Source organism: Methylophilus sp. QUAN (genome assembly GCF_015354445.1).
Classification (GTDB): Bacteria; Pseudomonadota; Gammaproteobacteria; order Burkholderiales; family Methylophilaceae; genus Methylophilus.
In genome coordinates this window covers 256,135-274,593 of sequence record NZ_JADKYT010000003.1, presented here as the reverse complement: position 1 = coordinate 274,593, position 18,459 = coordinate 256,135, and the positions used below count along the sequence as shown (strand labels likewise).

Annotated in this window: 21 protein-coding genes; 10 read left to right on the top strand and 11 right to left on the bottom strand. The window is 50.2% G+C overall.

The genetic code is table 11. The features are described 5' to 3' along the window. The first annotated feature begins 93 nt into the window (after window positions 1–93). From INP79_RS13720 to INP79_RS13710, 3 genes are all read left to right on the top strand, one after another. Window positions 94–288 (top strand): hypothetical protein, encoded by a 195-nt coding sequence (locus INP79_RS13720; protein ID WP_194741420.1) that lies wholly within the window; start codon window positions 94–96, stop codon window positions 286–288. A 151-nt stretch (window positions 289–439) separates the two neighbouring features. Next, a complete protein-coding gene (locus tag INP79_RS13715) occupies window positions 440–1,087 on the top strand; it encodes a PEP-CTERM sorting domain-containing protein (protein ID WP_194754802.1) in 648 nt (215 codons plus the stop codon). A 79-nt stretch (window positions 1,088–1,166) separates the two neighbouring features. After that, window positions 1,167–3,500 carry a TonB-dependent receptor domain-containing protein gene (locus INP79_RS13710; RefSeq protein ID WP_228520018.1) on the top strand — a complete coding sequence of 778 codons (2,334 nt, stop codon included), beginning with the start codon at window positions 1,167–1,169 and terminating at the stop codon, window positions 3,498–3,500. A gap of 73 nt (window positions 3,501–3,573) precedes the next feature. Here the strand turns inward: INP79_RS13710 and INP79_RS13705 are convergent, their stop codons facing one another. The 8 genes from INP79_RS13705 to INP79_RS13670 form a co-directional block, all read right to left on the bottom strand. After that, window positions 3,574–4,509, bottom strand: coding sequence for a PEP-CTERM sorting domain-containing protein (locus tag INP79_RS13705; protein WP_194754801.1), 936 nt, complete (start codon window positions 4,507–4,509; stop codon window positions 3,574–3,576). Then, window positions 4,506–5,252 (bottom strand): matrixin family metalloprotease, encoded by a 747-nt coding sequence (locus INP79_RS13700; protein WP_228520016.1) that lies wholly within the window; start codon window positions 5,250–5,252, stop codon window positions 4,506–4,508. Before INP79_RS13700 ends, INP79_RS13705 begins: the two co-directional genes overlap by 4 nt. A gap of 365 nt (window positions 5,253–5,617) precedes the next feature. Further along, window positions 5,618–5,947 carry a hypothetical protein gene (locus INP79_RS13695; RefSeq protein WP_194754800.1) on the bottom strand — a complete coding sequence of 110 codons (330 nt, stop codon included), beginning with the start codon at window positions 5,945–5,947 and terminating at the stop codon, window positions 5,618–5,620. An 81-nt stretch (window positions 5,948–6,028) separates the two neighbouring features. After that, the gene (gene mnmA / locus INP79_RS13690) at window positions 6,029–7,123 is read right to left on the bottom strand and encodes a tRNA 2-thiouridine(34) synthase MnmA (protein ID WP_194754799.1); all 1,095 of its coding nucleotides are present in this window, start codon (window positions 7,121–7,123) and stop codon (window positions 6,029–6,031) included. Continuing rightward, window positions 7,120–7,557, bottom strand: coding sequence for an NUDIX hydrolase (locus INP79_RS13685; RefSeq protein ID WP_194754798.1), 438 nt, complete (start codon window positions 7,555–7,557; stop codon window positions 7,120–7,122). The genes mnmA and INP79_RS13685 overlap by 4 nt, the downstream gene beginning before the upstream one ends. A gap of 140 nt (window positions 7,558–7,697) precedes the next feature. Then, on the bottom strand, window positions 7,698–8,210 hold the full coding sequence (locus tag INP79_RS13680; RefSeq protein ID WP_194754797.1) for a hypothetical protein: 513 nt from the start codon (window positions 8,208–8,210) through the stop codon (window positions 7,698–7,700). Between the two features lie 2 nt (window positions 8,211–8,212). Then, window positions 8,213–8,854: a YchE family NAAT transporter gene (locus INP79_RS13675; RefSeq protein ID WP_194754796.1), complete on the bottom strand. Its 642-nt coding sequence runs from the start codon at window positions 8,852–8,854 to the stop codon at window positions 8,213–8,215. Between the two features lie 77 nt (window positions 8,855–8,931). Beyond that, a complete protein-coding gene (locus INP79_RS13670) occupies window positions 8,932–10,866 on the bottom strand; it encodes a U32 family peptidase (protein ID WP_194754795.1) in 1,935 nt (644 codons plus the stop codon). A gap of 110 nt (window positions 10,867–10,976) precedes the next feature. On the opposite strand from INP79_RS13670, the gene INP79_RS13665 reads away from it, so the two are divergent. The 7 genes from INP79_RS13665 to INP79_RS13635 all read left to right on the top strand — a co-directional run bounded on the left by INP79_RS13665 (window position 10,977) and on the right by INP79_RS13635 (window position 15,848). Then, a complete protein-coding gene (locus INP79_RS13665; protein WP_019883389.1) occupies window positions 10,977–11,261 on the top strand; it encodes a CopG family ribbon-helix-helix protein in 285 nt (94 codons plus the stop codon). Further along, window positions 11,261–11,560, top strand: coding sequence for a type II toxin-antitoxin system RelE/ParE family toxin (locus tag INP79_RS13660; RefSeq protein ID WP_019883388.1), 300 nt, complete (start codon window positions 11,261–11,263; stop codon window positions 11,558–11,560). Before INP79_RS13665 ends, INP79_RS13660 begins: the two co-directional genes overlap by 1 nt. Before the next feature lie 134 nt (window positions 11,561–11,694). Next, window positions 11,695–12,948, top strand: a complete 1,254-nt coding sequence (gene bioA, locus INP79_RS13655) for an adenosylmethionine--8-amino-7-oxononanoate transaminase (protein ID WP_370583276.1) — start codon at window positions 11,695–11,697, stop codon at window positions 12,946–12,948. Next, the gene (gene dacB / locus INP79_RS13650) at window positions 12,948–14,357 is read left to right on the top strand and encodes a D-alanyl-D-alanine carboxypeptidase/D-alanyl-D-alanine-endopeptidase (RefSeq protein ID WP_194754793.1); all 1,410 of its coding nucleotides are present in this window, start codon (window positions 12,948–12,950) and stop codon (window positions 14,355–14,357) included. Before bioA ends, dacB begins: the two co-directional genes overlap by 1 nt. A 112-nt stretch (window positions 14,358–14,469) precedes the next feature. Beyond that, entirely contained in the window at window positions 14,470–14,883 is a 414-nt protein-coding gene (locus tag INP79_RS13645; RefSeq protein WP_194755067.1) for an FKBP-type peptidyl-prolyl cis-trans isomerase, read from the top strand. A 125-nt stretch (window positions 14,884–15,008) separates the two neighbouring features. Further along, window positions 15,009–15,434: an OsmC family protein gene (locus INP79_RS13640; RefSeq protein WP_194754792.1), complete on the top strand. Its 426-nt coding sequence runs from the start codon at window positions 15,009–15,011 to the stop codon at window positions 15,432–15,434. A gap of 9 nt (window positions 15,435–15,443) precedes the next feature. Further along, window positions 15,444–15,848, top strand: a complete 405-nt coding sequence (locus INP79_RS13635; protein WP_194754791.1) for a VOC family protein — start codon at window positions 15,444–15,446, stop codon at window positions 15,846–15,848. A 68-nt stretch (window positions 15,849–15,916) separates the two neighbouring features. On the opposite strand, the gene INP79_RS13630 is transcribed toward INP79_RS13635, so the two are convergent. The 3 genes from INP79_RS13630 to INP79_RS13620 are packed head-to-tail and all read right to left on the bottom strand — an operon-like array spanning window position 15,917 to window position 18,422. Then, the gene (locus INP79_RS13630) at window positions 15,917–16,234 is read right to left on the bottom strand and encodes a DUF2322 family protein (protein ID WP_194754790.1); all 318 of its coding nucleotides are present in this window, start codon (window positions 16,232–16,234) and stop codon (window positions 15,917–15,919) included. A gap of 25 nt (window positions 16,235–16,259) precedes the next feature. Beyond that, window positions 16,260–16,937 carry a 2-polyprenyl-3-methyl-6-methoxy-1,4-benzoquinone monooxygenase gene (gene coq7, locus INP79_RS13625; RefSeq protein ID WP_194754789.1) on the bottom strand — a complete coding sequence of 226 codons (678 nt, stop codon included), beginning with the start codon at window positions 16,935–16,937 and terminating at the stop codon, window positions 16,260–16,262. Window positions 16,938–16,994: 57 nt separating this feature from the next. Next, window positions 16,995–18,422 carry a S41 family peptidase gene (locus INP79_RS13620; protein ID WP_194754788.1) on the bottom strand — a complete coding sequence of 476 codons (1,428 nt, stop codon included), beginning with the start codon at window positions 18,420–18,422 and terminating at the stop codon, window positions 16,995–16,997. Between the last annotated feature and the right edge of the window lie 37 nt (window positions 18,423–18,459).

Sequence of the window (18,459 nt, the reverse complement as noted above, 5' to 3'; positions counted from 1 at the left end):
CTTTACGCATGCGTTTTGCCTATTTTTTATTGATAAAGCAAATGATAATTGTTATCATTTAGGAACAAACAAAACAAATGATGAATAAATTCTATGCAAGCAATGAATGCCCCCGTCAAAAAGAGATTGCTCGAATTACTTGATGAGCTGATTGCGCATGATGGTTTTGGCAGTATCAAGGTGGATATCCGCTTGTTAAAACGCGGACAAAAAGAAGTCATTATCGACTGTGGCAAGCAATACCGCTTTGTGGTCGATTTTGAAACGGCAACCGCCATAGAAAAATAAATTTATTCTCTCAATTTCAGTTTTTAACCATGCGTTGACAGCATGGAGATTGAAATACTCAACGGTGTGGGTCCGTGAGACTTATTTTAGAGGTAGCGCAATGGCCTTCGAGAGGAAGGGGAACAAGCGCTTGTTGAGGAGATTTAAAATCATGAAAGTTTCAGTATTAGCACTTACTTTAGGCATGGCGTTCAGCAGCTCTGCATTTGCGACACAAGCAGTTTGGAATTCAACGAATCCATGGGGTACAGCGACACCAACCAGCTACGCTGAGTGGAATATTTTTAACGGTACTAGCGACAGTTCACCTGATGTTGCTGTGACGGCTGGCACGACAGCTTCAGTGGTGGAAACCAGTGGCGGTTCATTTGTAACTGGTGGCGGTAATATTTACAGCTTCTCTGGCGCTACATCATTTACTGCGACGTTGAGTGGCTCCACCAGTGGCCTGTTCGATGTGTACCTGCGTATTGGTACGCTGGGTACCTTGGCGAACACGACTGCGACATTGAACGGTCTTTCAGCGACTTCAGTACTGCAGTTCAATGAAGACCAAGGCACTGTGATGGGCGGCGCGACAGCAGAGCAAGAGTTGTACTGGAAATGGACTAGCGTCAGCGCGGCTAGCCTGTACACATTCAAATTCACTTCCACTTCATCCAGCATGAGCTTGGATCAGTTGGCTTTGGCGGCTGTTTCTGTGCCAACAGTCACACCAGTTCCAGAGCCAGAAGCCTTCAGCATGATGGCATTGGGCTTGGGTTTGATGGCTTTTGCAGCACGCCGCAACAAAGCCTAATTCCCCGTTAGTGCGACCATGACAAAGGGGCTAAATAGCCCCTTTGTTTCTATCCTATGAATGAATAAAAGAGTGCTTCATGATGGCAAGCTCTGACGACTCCTGGTTACAACATATTAAAAAGAAGAATGCAATGCTCAGATCGGTCGGCAGTATAGCCGTCTGCTGGTTGGTGATGATTGCATGCTTGCAGCTGGCGTATGCCGACGCCCAAACTGTTAATGAGGCCGTGAGTGAAGCAGTCTCTGCTCCCGTAAGTAAAGCTGCGAAAAAGGCGGATTCAGACGACGTTGATACTTTGCCTGAGGTTTCGGTGACTGATACCAAGATCAAAACACCAGACACCGGTATTAACCGTACATTGCCAATCACTACGATTACCAGCGAGCAGTTACAGAGAGCGCAACCCAGCAATATTTTTGATGCGGTGAGGTCTGTCCCAGGAGTGTCTATTTCTGGTGGTCCACGCCCTAGTGGCATGACATTTAGCATTCGTGGCTATGCTGATAATGAAGATGTGATGGTGAAAGTGGATGGCGTACCGAAGGGCTTTGAGAAGTATCGCATGGGAGGCACGTTTATCGAGCCTGAATTGCTTAAAAGCATAGAAGTGCAACGCGGCCCACAAATCACCAGCGGTTCCGGTTCACTGGGGGGCACTATCAATGCAACGACTAAAAATGCAGAAGACTTTTTAAAACCTGGCCAGAAGTATGGCGGCAAGGTCAAGTTTGGCTATGGCAATAACAGTGATGAGTATTCACGCTCTTATTTGTTATATGCGCGCCCGGACGAGCGTGTGGATATTCTTTATAACTATTCTAACCGTCAAGCAAATAACATTACTTTGGGTGATGGCAGTAAGCTGGAGAATTCTGCCATTGAGTCCATTTCTCATTTATTGAAAGTAAGTGTATTTCCAACTGAAGATCTGGAGTTTGTGACCTCTGTTGTTAAATTCGATGACATCGGCTTGCAGCAGTACGATGCTAACTCTGCGACGCCTGGTTTTTTTGGCTACGTTATTCGTTCCATTGATGACCTGACGTGGTCTGAAACGGTGAAATATAATCCCGAGCATCCATGGGTTAATTTGAAAGCTACGGTCGGCGCTGGTCACACCAATCTTGAGGATCTGGCGCCGCCAGGCCTGTCACCTGTGATTAATCCTAATGCGCCAGCCGGATGTAGCGGTACTGTCTACACCCCCAATCCTTCAGATGTGACCAGATGCCGCGGTGATGCCAGAGATACTTATCAATATAAAACCCGTACCGTAGATATTAGTAATCAGGCAGTTTTTACGGAAAAGGGGTTCTTTAATTTTTCACTGCTTACCGGTTATCAATATAACTCTAGTGAGCGTGATGTGACTCGTCTTTATGACAACCCATACTTTAATCCTACCAATGGATTCAATGCATCGGCGCCACCAGGTAGTAAGTCATTTAATGCGATTTATATACAGCCTACATTTGAGCTTGGTCAGTTCACGGTGATTCCGGGCTATCGGCAAGATCGCTATGAGGTGGAGGCTGCAGGTGGAACGCTTGCTTTATTAGCCCCTTATAAGCAAGCAAGCAAAATCAAACTCAAGGAAGAAACCTGGAGTTTAGGATTGTCATATGATGTGCTGGCCAAAAATAATCCGGAGAAACTGACGCTTTACACCAATTATGGGCAGGGTTTTCGGCCACCATTGATTGATGAGTATTTTACACAAGGAGCGTTTGGCCGCTGCCGTCCTCCCTTTGTACCTAATATTTATCCTGCATCACGTATTTGTGGTGACCTTTATCAACCACAATTGTCAGAGTCTACGGAAGCAGGCATTAGCTATCAGAATCCGCACTTGTTGGGTAGTGATGTATGGTTTTCTGGCAAGTTGAATTTTTATCACATCTACACCTCACAGTTATTATCCTCACTACGTGAGGAGTCTGGACGCATTACCCAAAATGGTTGGGAGCGCAGAAATGGGGTGGAGGTAGAGAGTTTTATGCAATACCGAAGCTGGTACCTACGTAGCGGCTATTCAAGAATTAACGGTGAAATATTTACCGGACTTGTGGGTGTGCCTTTGTATACCGCACCTGGTAATGCTTTAAATATTAATCTCGGTACCGAGTTGACTAAGAGTCTGGATGTAAACCTAACCTATCGTAAGGTTTCTGATCGTAATATCCTAATTAGTGGCGACGGGACGCCAACCAGTGCTTATGTATTTGGCGTCCAGGATGGCTATGAACTATGGAATGCAGGCGCTCGCTATAAGGTGAATGAGCAGTTAACATTTCGTCTGATTGGTGAAAACCTTAAAAATGAATTGTATCGCCTGGATGGTACGATGGGAGGGTTAGGCATGTATGGGCCAGGGAGAAATGTGAAGTTTTTGGTCGAGTTAACTTATTGATAGCGCTTCTAATCTAGCTTGTAAACAAAACGCCCCGAAGGTATCGGGGCGTTTTGTTTGTAACGATCAGTGCTTAGAGTGCCCGTCTGCGGCTGGCGCTTAAGGTGATGAGTGCGAACCCTGCCGTCAACATGGCATAGCTGCCAGGCTCTGGCACGGCGGTTGCCGTGACTTGCCAACCAATATCAGCAAACGCTGCATAATCGAGTAGCGTAGGTAATTCGCGGCTTCCTGCAGGGGTGCTGGGGTCCATCATGGTGGCTTGTGGCGCACCATCCACCGTACTCATGGTACCTGTGGCCCAATGGGCGCCGAAACGATCCAGTGGAATGGCCTCACCATAAGCCGCGACAGCGTTTGTGCCAGTGAAGTAGCCATTGTCAGTCTGTGCCCACCAAGAGTCTGCCGAGCCAAAGCCAAGAATATGGCCGATTTCGTGGGTCGCTGTGGTCAGAAAATCCGGCGTTCCGGGCATCAGCCCCGCTGCATCGCTACCAAAGTACCAACTGTTGTTAGCATTGAACCAGATCATGCCACCCCAAACGCCATAGTCGGTCGCGGCTGCCCCGACGGCATTTTCTTGCCCTCTGGTAGCAACCGCATCAATAAACGCCTCTGAGCCGCTGGCGATGAGGTTGTATCCGCTATCAGCAAACCCGAGCACGCCTGGTGCCGAGTTTGAGCCGCCCACATAAATACGCAGGGTGTCGGCAGCAATCTCGAGATTGCTGAGTGTGATGGCACCACCGCCCAAACTTGGGTGTGTGATTTGCACTGACCATTGGTCACCGGCCTGTGGCGTAATGGCGCTGAGGCTATCAGTGAATCCACTATAGAACGAAGCTGCCTGTGTCAGTATTGCTCGGCGTTCAATGACGGGCGCGCCCGTTAGCAGATCGGTAAAAAAGCCTTTGGTGTCATAAGTGTAGTCAAACTCAATGGTTAATGCCTGTGCTGGCTGCGTGAGTATGAGCCCAGCCAGCACTAATGCATGGTGTAATCGCTTCATTTGTATTTTCTTTCTCTGCTAACAAAACACAGGGATAAGCCAGCGAGCCATAAGGCGCTGCTGACAGGTTCTGGGACGGCAGACAATGGCGTCACCGATCCGCTACCCGCACCGTAGACCGCTTGCAGGGCGGAGATAGTCAGGCTGTTCAGGGGTAAAATCGGGCCGTTGTAAGTGGCGTTAGCAAACGTCGTTTCGGTGGGCGCTTCGTCGTTGATGTAATGTCCCAACCCTAGTGAATGCCCCAGCTCGTGTTGTGCGACTGCGTAGAAAAATATGGGCGTCCAGCCCAACCCGAAACGCTCACCGTTAAATACCACATCCCCTGCCAGGCCGCTGGTTGTCGTCTCTTGCGGAAAGTAAGCGTAGGCGTTGGCATCGTCTATAGCGGGCACGACACCAATGCGGATATCTGCCAGGCCTGTTGGGTCATACTCACCGGTTTCCGGGAGCGGACCAGTGTCAGCGACTTCTATAAAGTGAATTGGCAGCACAGTCGCATAGTCGCTAAAGGCTTGTTCAAAAGCACTGCGCATGACGTCTACCGAGAATGGCTGCCCATGAGCATCTACTACATCACCGTTAAACAGGTTACTAAAGCTGTAAGTCAGCGTGATGTCTGAGCCCTGGCCATTGGGCTGATCCCAACTGGCATACATGGGGTAGTAACCCGCCCAGGCGTTACCAGGCAACGTACAGGCGAGTAGTGTGGCGTAACACACGTGTTTAAGTCTGTGCATCATGGGCGGCCCCTGTGTGTTCGCTGCTGAATGGTATGCTTTCAGGCGGCATAGCCAGTGGTGGCGCTAAAATGTGTAGTCGTGCAGGCAATGTGCGGGTTAAACGCATCATCTCATCCTCTCCTCATGGTTATATGTATTAGTGAGGTAATATGCTATTTGATAATGAGAATGATTGTCAATTGCGATTGTGGATGGGATGGAAGGATATATGCCGTGTGTATGACTCGGTAGGTGTTGAATGGAGAAACCGGTAGACGGATTACGTCACTGGCTGGGCAGGCGCAAATGCTTGGTATATATGAGGCGAGGACGCGGCAGGCGGCAAAGCAGCAGTCGTGCGTCCATCAGGGGGTGACAAGGGATAGTTAGAGCGGTGTCACGTCATCCTCACCCAGCAGGTGCAGGTTGTTTTTGTGACGCAAGGTTTGTCGTTCGTTCAGGCGTTTTTGGGCTGGGCTTGGGAAGTCGGTATAACTGATCACGCTGCGATCAATCAAAATACCGATCAGGTCTTCGAGCACCCGTGCCAGTTGAATGTCGCTTTCACGGAAAGTATGGTGTTTTTTCAGTTCATCATCTAAAAAGCACAGATATTCAGTATCCGTGTTTTCAATGGCTACCCAGTCTGCAGCAATCTGCGTATGCGGGCTGGCAGCAATAATTACACCTTCATTATTTTTTAATACGTAGGCCATACGGTGTCATTCCTCGTCACTTGGCGGCGTGTTGTCATTATATTATGCAAGCAGAAGCAATAACCATGCCTTAAAAGTGGGTTAAATCGCGCCGGTGATAATACCGCCACCCAGGCAGACATTGCTTTCATATACCACCACGCTCTGGCCGGGGGTGATCGCCCATTGATGTTGGCCAAAACGGATGGTGGCTTCCTCAGCATTCACCGCATCCACTTCACAAGGTGCATCTGGTTGGCGGTAACGCGTTTTGGCGGCATATACCCAGTTAGTTTGAGGTTCTTCACCGCTGATCCAGTGTAACTGGCCGGCTTTTAAGCCATCGCTTTGTAACAATGGGTGATCATGACCTTGCACCACAATCAGCTCGTTATCCGCCATATGTTTGGCGGCGACAAACCATGGCTCGCCATTGCTCTCACGGCTACCGCCGATTTTCAGGCCCTGGCGCTGACCGATGGTGTAGTACATCAGGCCTTCATGTTCACCGACTACTTTGCCTTCCGGCGTGCGCATCACGCCAGGATGGCGTGGCAGATAACGTTGCAAAAACTCCTGGAACGGGCGCTCGCCAATAAAGCAAATGCCGGTTGAATCCTTTTTCTCGGCATTGGCCAGGCCGTGTTCACGTGCAATTTCACGCACTTCGCGCTTGAGGTATTTGCCCAGCGGGAACAATGTTTTTGACAGCTGTGCCTGGTTCAGGCGTGACAAAAAATAGCTCTGGTCTTTGCTACCGTCATCGGCCTTAAGTAACTGGAAATTGCCTGGCTGAATCGGGTTTTCACGTACTTGCGCATAATGGCCAGTGGCAATCAGGTCAGCACCCATGCCCATGGCGTGGTCCAAAAACGCTTTAAACTTGATTTCGGCGTTACACAAAATATCCGGGTTAGGCGTACGGCCAGCCTGGTATTCCTGTAAAAAGTTAGCGAACACTCGCTCTTTATACTCGGCGCTAAAATTCACGGTTTCAATGTCGATACCGATTCTATCGGCCGCAGAAACGGCGTCGATTAAGTCCTGGCGTGAAGAACAATATTCATCATTATCATCGTCTTCCCAGTTTTTCATAAACAAACCGGTGACTTGATAACCTTGTTGTTTCAGCAACAAGGCAGTGACGGAAGAATCAACACCGCCGGACAACCCGACGATGACATGTGGCTTACTCATAGTGCTTGGCCCAAATGCTTCAAAATGTCTAAAGAATAACGCTTGCCTGCCAGGTAATCCTGCACGCACAACAATACTTGCGGACTGCGCATCAACTCGCCTTCAGCCGCGATCTCGGCTTCGGTTTTCCATACCGTACGAATGATGCCATCATCTAATGCCTGCTCAGGGTAATGCGTGCCCAGTTTGCCGGTAAAAGCAAAGCGCAAATAAGTGATGCCATTGAGCGGATGCTGCCAGTGGTAAATGCCTACCAGCGCCTCTGGCGTGAAATCGTAAGCGGTTTCTTCCAGCGTTTCGCGGATTGCCGCCTCGATAATGGACTCGTTTTCTTCCAGATGCCCGGCAGGCTGGTTAAAGCGATTGCCGCGGTCCGTGGTTTCTTCAACCAATAAAAACTTGCCATCCTGCTCAATGATAGCCGCTACGGTCACGTTAGGCTTCCATTGCTGGGAGGATTTCGATGGATTTGAAACAGTGGAATTCAAAATGCGCAGGTTTCGTTAAAAGCGCTATTTTACCGCTAAGTGATTGATTGGGGGAGCGTTTTAGAAATTATGATTTTATCTTCCAATTATCCCTTGGGGAACTCTGATGCAAGAGAAGAGTAGAACTGAATAGGGCCTTTCGTTATAGTTTTAGTCAGTTCGGATGCTCTTGATACTTTTAAGTTCGGCCCTTTGCTTATCACTTCTCGTGTCAACTCAACATACTCCTCTAAATAATTCTCTGCTTCTTTTAAATTCAAGAGTTTAAGGTTCATTCTGGCTCGTCTGAGAGGTTGGTTGCGATTAATGACTGCTTTTCGAGCATCCTCCATGTCGATAGATGCGAGTCCTTGTAAATGATTACTTATAGCTGTTGCGTATGTACTTATCAGATGTTCAAACTCTGTAACATCATTAGCTATTTGTAGCACAAGGTCTAAGCGTTTTTGAGTTATTTCCCTAATACGCTCATTAGAGTGATTGAGCTTTGTAATCATAAAGGTTGAAGTTGCTCCAATGAGCCCCCCCAATAGAGTGCCCATAATTGGAAGGCCTACTTTAATTAAGTCATTAAAAAGCTGCGTTTCTTCTAAAGTCATAATTATTGTTGACCTATTAATTGTGGAAATAACCCTGCTAAGCCATGCGCGATAAACTCCACCGACATGGCGGCCAGGATAATACCCATCAGGCGGGTGACGATGTTGATGCCTATTGTGCCCAGGTAGTGCGTAATGCCGTCGGCGAGTTGCAACAAGCCCCAAATAAATAGCGCAATCAGTGCTACTGGGATAATCAGGCTTAAATGGCCCCAGAATCCCGGGTGCTGCTGCGCAGTGAGTATCATGCTGGAAATCGCACCTGGGCCAGCCAGTAAGGGAATGCTAAGCGGCACAATCGCAATCACCTCGCGCTCGGCCATATCCTGCGCTTCTTCGGCAGTTTGGCGCGTGCCGCCTTGTTTGCCATGCATCATGGAGATTGAAATCAGCAGCAGCAGGATACCGCCGCCGACCTGAAATGACGGAATGGTAATGCCGAAAAAGTCGAGAATCAGGTCGCCGATAAAGGCTGAGACACACAATACAATCATCACCGTCATGGCGACCGTGCGTGCAGTTTTGGCACGTTCTGCTTTGCTCCAGCCGCTGGTGGCACTGATAAAAATAGGCAGGCAACCGATGGGGTTGACGATGGCGATTAAGGCGATCGCCACTTTGAGCAGGTAGGCGTATTCAGTCATGAGCGATAAGCAGGGTGGATGTGCTTGCAGCTTGCCTGAAAAAAGCGGCCTTGGCAATTTGCCAGGGCCGATTGGTTTTATGCCGGACGTTTATCAAAAAACGTAATCGGTTGCGGTGGCGCAATCTGCAAAATGTGTTTGCGCACTTTGCCCATGACGTGCATTTCGCACGGTTTGCAGTCAAATTTGAGCGTATACCGGTCATTGCCGCTAATCAGTGTCATCGGCTCAGCGGTCACCGTGCCTTGTACGCCAATCACGCCTTTGGCCTCTTTCGGGCACAGGCCGTGGCTAAAGCGCAGGCAATGCTTGGTGATCATCACCGGCACTTCATCCAGTGTTTCATTGGCTTCATAAGCGCTGGCGATCAATTTGACGCCATGCTTGTGGTAAAAGTCGCGTGCTTTCTGGTTGTAGACGTTGGCCAGGTAACTTAAGGAGTCTTGCGGATAAATGGCCGGTGGTTCGGCAGCGGCTCGCAATGGCGGGCGCTCGTAGGCGAGCGTCCTGATGTCGATCAGTTGCTCTACCGCATCACGACGCAATTGATTGACCACGGACGCTGGTAAAAACCAGCATTGGGTCAGCTCCAGGCTGATTTCTGTTGCCACAAAATCCGTATTGCCCAGTTTGGCCAGATTTTCCCGCAGGGAGGCTTCAGCCTTTTGGGTATCGTTGGCGGGCTGTTTTTCGGCCGCTACTTGCGCGGTGGCAATAAACCCTTGCTCGTCGGTAACTGTCAGTGCAAAACCGTCACGGGTTTCATAAAGAACGGCATCCACCGCGATTTTGCGTGTGGCGGAGTCTTTTTCCAGCAAGCGCATAAAGGCATGGTCACGGTTGCGATAGAGCAGCGTGTTGTTGCGGATGTCGGCAGGCATTTCATTGGGGAACAGCCGTTGGGTATATTTATCCAGTGCTTGAACAGTATTGACGCGTAAGCCCACCAACTCTTTGTGCACATCAAAAAAGCACACGCCATCGCCATTGTGTAATTCAACGTCAGTGGCAACATCGATAAAGTCTTTGCCCACCTTGCGTACTTTGCCCAACTCTTCACCCGAAAACTTGGGGGTATCAAATGCGCCGATATCTGCCTGACGGCCATTGGCAAAGTAGTCGGTTGCACTGCGGTTAAAGGTTTTTTCTGGCTGCGGCGTAAAAGTGTAAGTGGCATGCCCGGCGGAAGATTTACTGTATTGCGGCATGTCTTGCAGAATCTCATCCAGCAATTGGCGGTAATGTGCCGTGGCGTTTTTCACATACGGCAGGTCTTTGTAGCGGCCTTCAATTTTAAAGCTGCTCACACCCGCAGCGATCAGCGCACGCAAATTGGCACTCTGGTCATTATCTTTCATCGACAGATAATGTTTGTCTTTGCCGATAATGCGGCCTTTCTGGTCTTCCAGCGTATAAGGCAAGCGGCATTCTTGCGAGCACTCGCCACGGTTGGCGCTGCGGCCAGTATGCGCATGGCTGATAAAGCATTGGCCACTGAAGGCGACACACAAGGCACCATGGATAAAATACTCCAGGTTAGCCGTCGTGGCATCGGCAATTTTTCGCACCGTGGCAATATCCAGCTCGCGCGCCAGTACGATCTGGCTAAAGCCCACCTGGTCTAAAAACTGCGCTTTTTCAACGGTGCGGATATCGGTTTGTGTACTGGCGTGTAGCTGGATAGGCGGTAAATCCAGTTCCAGCAAACCCATGTCCTGTACGATCAGGGCATCGACGCCGCTGTCATACAATTGATGCACCAACTGGCGTACGCCCTCGAGCTCGTTATCGTGAAAAATAGTGTTGAGTGCGACAAACACTTCAGCATGAAATTTATGCGCATGCTGTACCAGGCGCGCAATGTCCTGCACTGTATTCGGCGCCTTGGCACGTGCGCCAAAGGCCGGGCCGCCAATATACACCGCATCGGCGCCGTGATTAATGGCTTCAATGCCATAATCGGCATTTTTGGCCGGGGCGAGCAGTTCGAGATGTTTGCGGGTTTTTTGCATGGATTATGCATATAAATCAATAAGATGCGAACTATATCACAAAGCGGCGTTTGACAGGTAAAGGTTGAGGTGTTACCTTGGTAACACTTTTGTATGTGAAAGGCCTTGCAATGGCTACAACCAGTTTAAAGCTTTCGGAAGAACTTAAAGAGCGCGTGGCGAAACTTGCAGAAGCGAGTGGCAAAAGTGCGCATGCATTCATGGTGGATGCGATCGCGACGGAGGCTCAGCGCATCGAAGAAGATCAAGCATTTTTGGCGCGTGCAGAAGCTTCGCTCAAACATTACAAAGAAACTGGTATTTCTTACGCTGCAGAGGATGTGCATGCTTACATCTATGCAAAGCTCAAGGGTGAACCACTGCCAGCGCTTATCCCGGTAAGAGATAAGAAATAATGGTTGCTAAAGCCACACTTGAATACTCGTTAGAGTCACAAAGTGACCTTCTCAGATTAAGTCTTTTTCTGTTTGAAAAAGATCCAGAAGCGGCCTTGGACGTATTTGAAATTATCAAAAGTGCGATAGCAATGCTTGCAGACCACCCGTTGGCCGGTCGCTTAGTCGGACTTGCATTGAGAGAGCTAGTGATTTCTCACGGAAGGACTGGATATGTGGCCAGCTACCATTACGACAGGCTGGAACATAAAGTACTCATTCTTGCGATCAAACACCAGCGGGAAAATGATTACCATTAGTCGCATGCACATGGTGTTACCTACTGCCGCTCAAGTCATGGAACTCAAAGCTCTTGAAAAATAATAGCCAGCCTTTATCAAATCAATTTCTTCTGTCTCGCTCCCTGCAAGCCGTCTGGCATCCTTGCACGCAAATGAAACACCACGAACGTTACCCGCTGGTGCCTATCGCCCGCGGCGAAGGTGCATGGCTGTTCGATAGCGAAGGCAAAGCTTATCTGGATGCGGTGAGTAGCTGGTGGGTGAATCTGTTTGGGCATAACCAGCCGGCGATTAAAGATGCGATCAAAGCGCAACTCGACCAGTTGGAGCATGTGATGCTGGCCGGATTTACGCATGAGCCTGTGGTTACGTTATCAGAAAAATTGTCTGCATTAACTGGCCTGGGCCACGCGTTTTATGGCTCAGACGGTGCGAGTGCAACCGAGATCGCGCTCAAGATGAGTTTTCATTACTGGCGCAATATCGGGCAGCCGCAAAAAACTAAATTTATCAGCCTGCAAAACAGTTATCACGGTGAAACGCTGGGTGCCCTCAGTGTCACCGATGTGGCGATTTTTAAAGACACTTATGCACCGCTGATTCTGCAATCGGCGCAAATGCCTAGTCCGGATAGCCGTTTGGCTACGCATGGTGAGTCGGAAGAAGCTTACGCGTTACGTTGTGCAGAAGCGCTTGAGCACTATGTGGCTCAACATCACGCTGAGCTGGCTGCGTTTATTATCGAGCCGCTGGTGCAGGGTGCAGCAGGTATGGGCATGTATCACCCGGTCTATCTAAGTCGTGCGCGTGAGGTGTGTAGCCGCTACCAGGTGCATGTCATTGCGGATGAAATCGCCGTGGGCTTTGGACGTACGGGCACCTTGTTCGCCTGTGAGCAGGCTGGCGGTAAAGTCAGTGATATTGCTGATTTTATCTGTTTATCCAAAGGCATTACTGGCGGTTACTTGCCGTTGTCGGTGGTGTTGACGACAGATGACGTCTACCAGGCGTTTTACCATGATCAGACGGTTAAAGGTTTTTTGCATAGTCACAGCTACACCGGTAATCCCTTGGCGTGTGCCGCCGCATTGGCAACCTTGAAACTGTTTGAAACGCGTGATGTACTTGGTGATAACCAGCACACTGCGCAGCAATTATGGTCGGCGGCCACAGGATATGATTTACCGCTGGGGCATGTGCGGCAACGCGGCATGATTACTGCATTTGAAGTGGATACCCAGAACCAGCAATTTGCCCGTGACTGCTATGCCGCTGCCTTGAAGCATGGCTTGCTGTTAAGGCCGATAGGCAACACGGTGTACTGGATGCCGCCCTATTGCCTGACCGCAGCCGATATTGCGCATCTGGTACAAACAACGCGAGCCGCCATCGTGGAGAGCTTGTAATGCGCTGGCTGCTGATATTGTGTGGTTGCTGGGTGACCGTGGCCCACGCTGTGTTACCAACCAACTTGCAAGAGGCGTTAAACAAAGCACAATTGCCTGCTGATAGCGTGGCAGTCGTGGTGCAGCCTGTGGATGGCGGCGGGCCTATCATCAGCCATAATGCCGCCAAAGCCATGAATCCGGCCAGCGTGATGAAGCTGGTCACCACATATGCAGCACTTGAAGCACTCACGCCCGCTTACCGCTGGAAAACAGAGGTTTATCGCAATGGCACACTGAATCAGGGCGTGCTCGATGGTGATTTAATCATCAAGGGCTATGGCGACCCCGCATTGAATATCACTGAGTTTTGGCGCCTGTTGCAACAAGTGCAGCAGCAAGGCATCCGTCAGGTCAAAGGCAATCTCATTCTGGACTTGTCCGTGTATGCGCCAGAAGTCAGCCAGCGGCCCGTGCTGGACGACGAGCCCTGGCGTGCCTATAACGCTAATCCGAGCGCCTTGTTGCTCAATGGCCGCAACACCAGTTTCCGTTTTTCTGTGGCAAATGCAGGCAATAAGCCCGCAGTGCAAATCTCGCAAGAATTCGAGTTGCCGCAAATCCGTGTGATTAATACCATGCAGACGCGCAAAGGGGCGTGTAACGATTGGCGTGGCGACTTGCATTACAGCATCACGCCGCAAGCGGATGGCGTGACGGTGGCGTTTAGCGGTACCTTGCCTGACCAGTGCGATGAGCGCTACCTGGAGTTAAGCGTGCTTAGCGACACGCAATATGTATTTTTCAGCTTTAAAAAATTGTGGGCGCAATTGGGTGGGCAGTTCAACGGCCAGTTAGTGCTGGCGCCAGCGACGGACGCCAATACGCTGGTGACGACCTGGTTATCTCCACCTTTGGATAGCGTGGTGCGCGATATCAACAAGTGGAGCAACAATGTGATGGCGCGCCAACTGCTGTTGACGATCGCGCTGGAGGCTGGATTTAGCCCTGCCGATGAAGCGGGTGCGGTGCTGGCGCTTAAACAGGTGCTGCGTCAACGTGGATTGCAGTTCCCTGAATTGGTACTCGAAAACGGTTCCGGTTTGTCTCGCATAGAGCGCGTGAGCGCGGAACATTTGGCACAATTGCTCGTCACAGCCTACCAGCGCCCGGTGATGCCGGTACTTATGGCCTCCATGCCCATACTGGGTCTGGATGGCACCACTAAAAAGCGCTTGGCCGAGGGGAGTAGCAAAGGCATGGCTTACCTCAAAACCGGCTCGCTGGAAGGTGTGAGCAGCATTGCAGGTTATGTGCAGGATATGGCTGGTAAACGTTATGTGCTGGTGGTGATTGCCAATCACGCACGTGCTTCCGCAGTGCGCGCGGTGCAGGATGCCTTGCTTAAACAATTGATTGAAGGCCGTTAGCCTGTGTCTGATAATTTGACGTTAAAAACGCGTAAAATAATGGTCGTTTTCTGGGAGTAAACAAGTGAAATCTGCAATCAAACTAATCGGCCTCAGCGTATTGCTGCTGGCCATGACAGGTTGCCAAGCGCAATCTAACTCGTCAAATACGAAGGAATCTGCACAAATGTCTGCCAATGTGACTGAATTACAAAAAATTGATACGGTGGTCGGCACTGGCCGTGAAGCGGAAGTCGGCTTTAACGTCACCGTGCATTACACCGGCTGGCTGTATGACGCCAGCAAACAAGACCACAAAGGCCAAAAGTTCGATAGCAGCCTGGATCGTAATTCGCCATTCAATTTCTTTTTAGGTGGCAGTCAGGTCATCGAGGGCTGGGATGTCGGTGTGCAAGGCATGAAAGTCGGCGGCAAGCGTACGCTGATTATTCCTTCTGATATGGGTTATGGCGCACGTGGTGCAGGTGGCGTGATTCCACCGAATGCGGCCTTGGTATTTGATGTTGAACTACTAGGCGTGAAATAAAAATAATTCTGTTTATCGCACAACTTGGTGGGCAGCAATACTTTGTGTGGCTTGTCTCTATGGTGCATTACCTCCAAGTAGAGAATGTTGGCGATAGATAAACACTCAATGATTGGAAAGTCATAATGCAAGTCCAAGTGAAATGGATAGATGGTGTCAGTTTTGTCGGTGAATCCGAAACGGGTCACGCTGTTGTATTAGACGGCGCGCCAGAAAACGGTGGCCGCAATATTGGCATGCGCCCAATGGAAATGCTGCTGATCGGCATGGGCGCGTGTACTTCGTTTGATGTGGTGACCATATTGAAAAAGTCCCGTCAGCCGATTGTCGATTGTGTAGCCGAAATCAGTGCCGAGCGTGCTGACACGGTGCCTAAGGTGTTCACCAAAATTCACGTGCATTTTGTGGTGACCGGTGAAGGCTTGAATGAGTCACAGGTGGAGCGTGCAGTGAAACTATCTGCCGAGAAGTATTGCTCTGCCAGCATCATGCTGCAAAAGGCGTGCGAGATTACGCACGGCTATGAAATCAAAGCACCAAGCTTTGAGTAACGGAGTCACATGAGCACTCCTAAAGGCATGGTCGGCATCCGCCATGTGGCGTTGTTTATCAAAGAGCTTGAGGCTGCGATTGATTTTTATACGCGGATAGTTGGTATGCATATTGAGTGGCAGCCTGATCCGGATAATGTGTATTTAACCAATCATGGGGATGTATTTGCCCTGCATCGCGTGGATTACAAAGCAGATCCGTTGCAGCGGCTGGATCATATCGGTTTTGTGCTCACCGATGCACAGGCCGTGGATGACTGGTATACGCACATGGTCGCCCATGGTGTGCGCATTACCGAAGCGCCGAAAAGTCATCGCGATGGCTCGCGCGGATTTTATTGCCTGGACAGCGTAGGCCATTTGCTGGAGTTTATTTATCATCCGCCGATCAGCCGCCATTTGCAGAGTGAGTGATGTGGTTGAATCGCAAGAAAAGAAAAAGCCTCCAGTTTATGGAGGCTTTTTTTATCACTGAGGTTAGCTTACTCAGTAATTAATTTGATTGAAAGCGTTTGCTCTTTATCCAGTACATTCAGCAAGCGGTCAATATTAGGGTGTTTACCCGGATGGTCTTCGGCATCCTCGGTATGTTCAGCATAAAGGGCTAAGCCTTCTACCGCCGCATCGGTATTAATCTCACCAAATACTTTAAACAGGTGATGATATACCTTGATAGAGCCTTGGGTGCCTGGCTTGTTTTCAAGCACGCCCACAGGCTGATTGTTTTCATCATACAGTTCAATGCGTTTCACGTGATCGGCATTGTCCAGTGCGAGAAGGTTGTCACTAAATTTTTGCATGGTTGACTCTAGGTTACTACAAATCTTACAAGCGATACGCTGTACGCGTCATCACTTTTGAGGCCAGTCGCATCGCCAGTTTTACTGGGGCAGGCAGTGCTGCGCCACCCAGGTGTTCGGCCGTCTCTGCGTGATGTTCCTCGTCTATTTTCATCTGCGACACAATGGCACGCGAAGCATGGTCTTGCGCAGGCAATTCTTGCAAGTGGCTATGCAAGTGCGCAGCAACCTGGTGTTCGGTTTCTGCCAAAAATCCCAGGTTCCATTTGTCGCCCAGCAAGCCTGCGGTGACACCTAAACCAAAGCTGGCACCAAACCACAGTGGGTTCAACAGGCTTTTGCGGCCGCCGAGTTCGTGAATGCGCTGTTCGCACCAGGCCAGATGGTCTACTTCTTCACGCGAGGCCTGTTTGAGCGCCTCTACATTGGCAGGGTCGCGCGACACTAATGCCTGCCCGCTATACAAGGCCTGCGCACAGACTTCGCCCACATGATTGATGCGCATGAGGGCGGCAGCATGTTTGCGCTCGCTGTCGGTCAGTGTGGCTTCACTATGTTGTGTGTCATCGCTAAGCTTGGCGTCACCGAGCGTGCCAGCAGCAGGGTAGGGGCGGCTGGCAATCGCCGGGCTAAACACTGTGCGCAAGCCCATATCCAGCACGTGTATGGCTTTGTCCAGGCTTAGTGGCGGTAGTGTCAACATCATTCGCTCCATGTGTATCCCGGCGGCAGCTGGTCGGCTGCGCAAACCGGGGCGGTGTTATGGCTTGGCGGTACTTACTTTAGCCGGTTCTTGTGCTTTTTGCACTGGCAGGCCTTTAAGCAAGTTCATGGCTTGCGTAAACTGGAAGTCATCTTTGCTGGCAGGCTCAATCGGGCCGCGCGTTTCAGCATGCTTCTCTTCTTTCAGTTTTTCAGCCGCAGCACGTGCTTTTGCTTCATCCGCTGCTTTGCTGTCTACATTGCCTTTGGCATCGGTCGGGTTGGACAGGTGACGTTTCAGGTCGGCTTCATGCAAGCTCAGGCTTGGGTCAGAGCCGTCATCTACGGTCACATCCGGCACGATGCCTTTGGCCTGGATTGAGCGGCCATTGGGCGTAAAGTAACGCGCGGTAGTCAGCTTGATCGCACTGCCATTGTTCATAGGCAAGATGGTTTGTACTGAGCCTTTACCAAAGCTCTGGATGCCCATGATTGTCGCGCGTTTGTGGTCTTGCAATGCACCGGCCACAATCTCGGATGCTGAAGCGGAGCCCGCGTTGATCAGTACCACGATAGGCACAGACTTGAACTCTTCAGGCAGGTCTTTCAGGTAGTCTGATTTGCCGCGGCGTGCGTAGTCCATTGGTGTTGCATTCAAGCGCATTTTTGAATCCACCACACGGCCTTCTGTGTAAACGACCAGATCATCTTTTGGTAAAAATGCGGCAGATACGCCTACAGCCGCATCCAGCAAGCCACCTGGGTTGTTACGCAGGTCCAGTACCAAACCCTTGAGTGGTTTTTTGTTTTCAGCCAGCAGCGATTTCAGGGCTTTGGCCAGGTCTTCACCCGTGCGTTCCTGGAACTGGGTGATACGCACATAGCCGTAATCCTGCTCAATCCATTTATTTTTCACGCTTTGTGATTTGATAATGGCGCGGGTCAGTGTGAATGTGAGAGGTTTGTCCTCACCTTTGCGAATCACCGTCAATACGATTTTGGTGTCTGGTGTGCCACGCATGCGTTTTACTGCATCATTCAAGGTCAGGCCGCGCACCTGGGTGTCGTCCAGTTTCATGATCAGGTCGCCAGATTTAAGGCCCGCTTTGTAGGCTGGGCTATCTTCAATCGGGGTGACCACTTTGACCAGGCCGTCTTCCATCGCAACTTCAATGCCCAGGCCGCCAAACTCACCTTGCGTGCCAGCCTGCAGCTCTTTGTAAGCGTCGGCGTCCATAAAGGTAGAGTGTGGATCCAGGCCTTGCAGCATGCCAGACAAGGCTTCGTTAATCAGTTTTTTGTCTTCAACCGGCTCAACGTAGTCAGATTTGACTTTAGCGAACACTTCGGCAAACACGCGCAGTTCGTCTATGGGCAGTTGCGACACGGAGGTTCTGTCTGCCCAGGCGGAAATGTTGATGCTCACCAGGATACCTACAAACACGCCTGCACCCAGCAAGCTGAATTTTTCTAATTTGGAACGCATACCATGCCTTGTGTGATCAATTTAAGCGAAGAATATT

Bases quoted from the DNA above. Each gene is read 5' to 3' on its own strand.
- INP79_RS13720 (WP_194741420.1), top strand. From the start codon at position 94: ATGCAAGCAATGAATGCCCCCGTCAAAAAGAGATTGCTCGAATTACTT.
- INP79_RS13715 (WP_194754802.1), top strand. From the start codon at position 440: ATGAAAGTTTCAGTATTAGCACTTACTTTAGGCATGGCGTTCAGCAGC.
- INP79_RS13710 (WP_228520018.1), top strand. From the start codon at position 1,167: ATGATGGCAAGCTCTGACGACTCCTGGTTACAACATATTAAAAAGAAG.
- INP79_RS13705 (WP_194754801.1), bottom strand. From the start codon at position 4,509: ATGAAGCGATTACACCATGCATTAGTGCTGGCTGGGCTCATACTCACG.
- INP79_RS13700 (WP_228520016.1), bottom strand. From the start codon at position 5,252: ATGATGCACAGACTTAAACACGTGTGTTACGCCACACTACTCGCCTGT.
- INP79_RS13695 (WP_194754800.1), bottom strand. From the start codon at position 5,947: ATGGCCTACGTATTAAAAAATAATGAAGGTGTAATTATTGCTGCCAGC.
- mnmA (WP_194754799.1), bottom strand. From the start codon at position 7,123: ATGAGTAAGCCACATGTCATCGTCGGGTTGTCCGGCGGTGTTGATTCT.
- INP79_RS13680 (WP_194754797.1), bottom strand. From the start codon at position 8,210: ATGACTTTAGAAGAAACGCAGCTTTTTAATGACTTAATTAAAGTAGGC.
- INP79_RS13675 (WP_194754796.1), bottom strand. From the start codon at position 8,854: ATGACTGAATACGCCTACCTGCTCAAAGTGGCGATCGCCTTAATCGCC.
- INP79_RS13670 (WP_194754795.1), bottom strand. From the start codon at position 10,866: ATGCAAAAAACCCGCAAACATCTCGAACTGCTCGCCCCGGCCAAAAAT.
- INP79_RS13665 (WP_019883389.1), top strand. From the start codon at position 10,977: ATGGCTACAACCAGTTTAAAGCTTTCGGAAGAACTTAAAGAGCGCGTG.
- INP79_RS13660 (WP_019883388.1), top strand. From the start codon at position 11,261: ATGGTTGCTAAAGCCACACTTGAATACTCGTTAGAGTCACAAAGTGAC.
- bioA (WP_370583276.1), top strand. From the start codon at position 11,695: ATGAAACACCACGAACGTTACCCGCTGGTGCCTATCGCCCGCGGCGAA.
- dacB (WP_194754793.1), top strand. From the start codon at position 12,948: ATGCGCTGGCTGCTGATATTGTGTGGTTGCTGGGTGACCGTGGCCCAC.
- INP79_RS13645 (WP_194755067.1), top strand. From the start codon at position 14,470: ATGACAGGTTGCCAAGCGCAATCTAACTCGTCAAATACGAAGGAATCT.
- INP79_RS13640 (WP_194754792.1), top strand. From the start codon at position 15,009: ATGCAAGTCCAAGTGAAATGGATAGATGGTGTCAGTTTTGTCGGTGAA.
- INP79_RS13635 (WP_194754791.1), top strand. From the start codon at position 15,444: ATGAGCACTCCTAAAGGCATGGTCGGCATCCGCCATGTGGCGTTGTTT.
- INP79_RS13630 (WP_194754790.1), bottom strand. From the start codon at position 16,234: ATGCAAAAATTTAGTGACAACCTTCTCGCACTGGACAATGCCGATCAC.
- coq7 (WP_194754789.1), bottom strand. From the start codon at position 16,937: ATGTTGACACTACCGCCACTAAGCCTGGACAAAGCCATACACGTGCTG.
- INP79_RS13620 (WP_194754788.1), bottom strand. From the start codon at position 18,422: ATGCGTTCCAAATTAGAAAAATTCAGCTTGCTGGGTGCAGGCGTGTTT.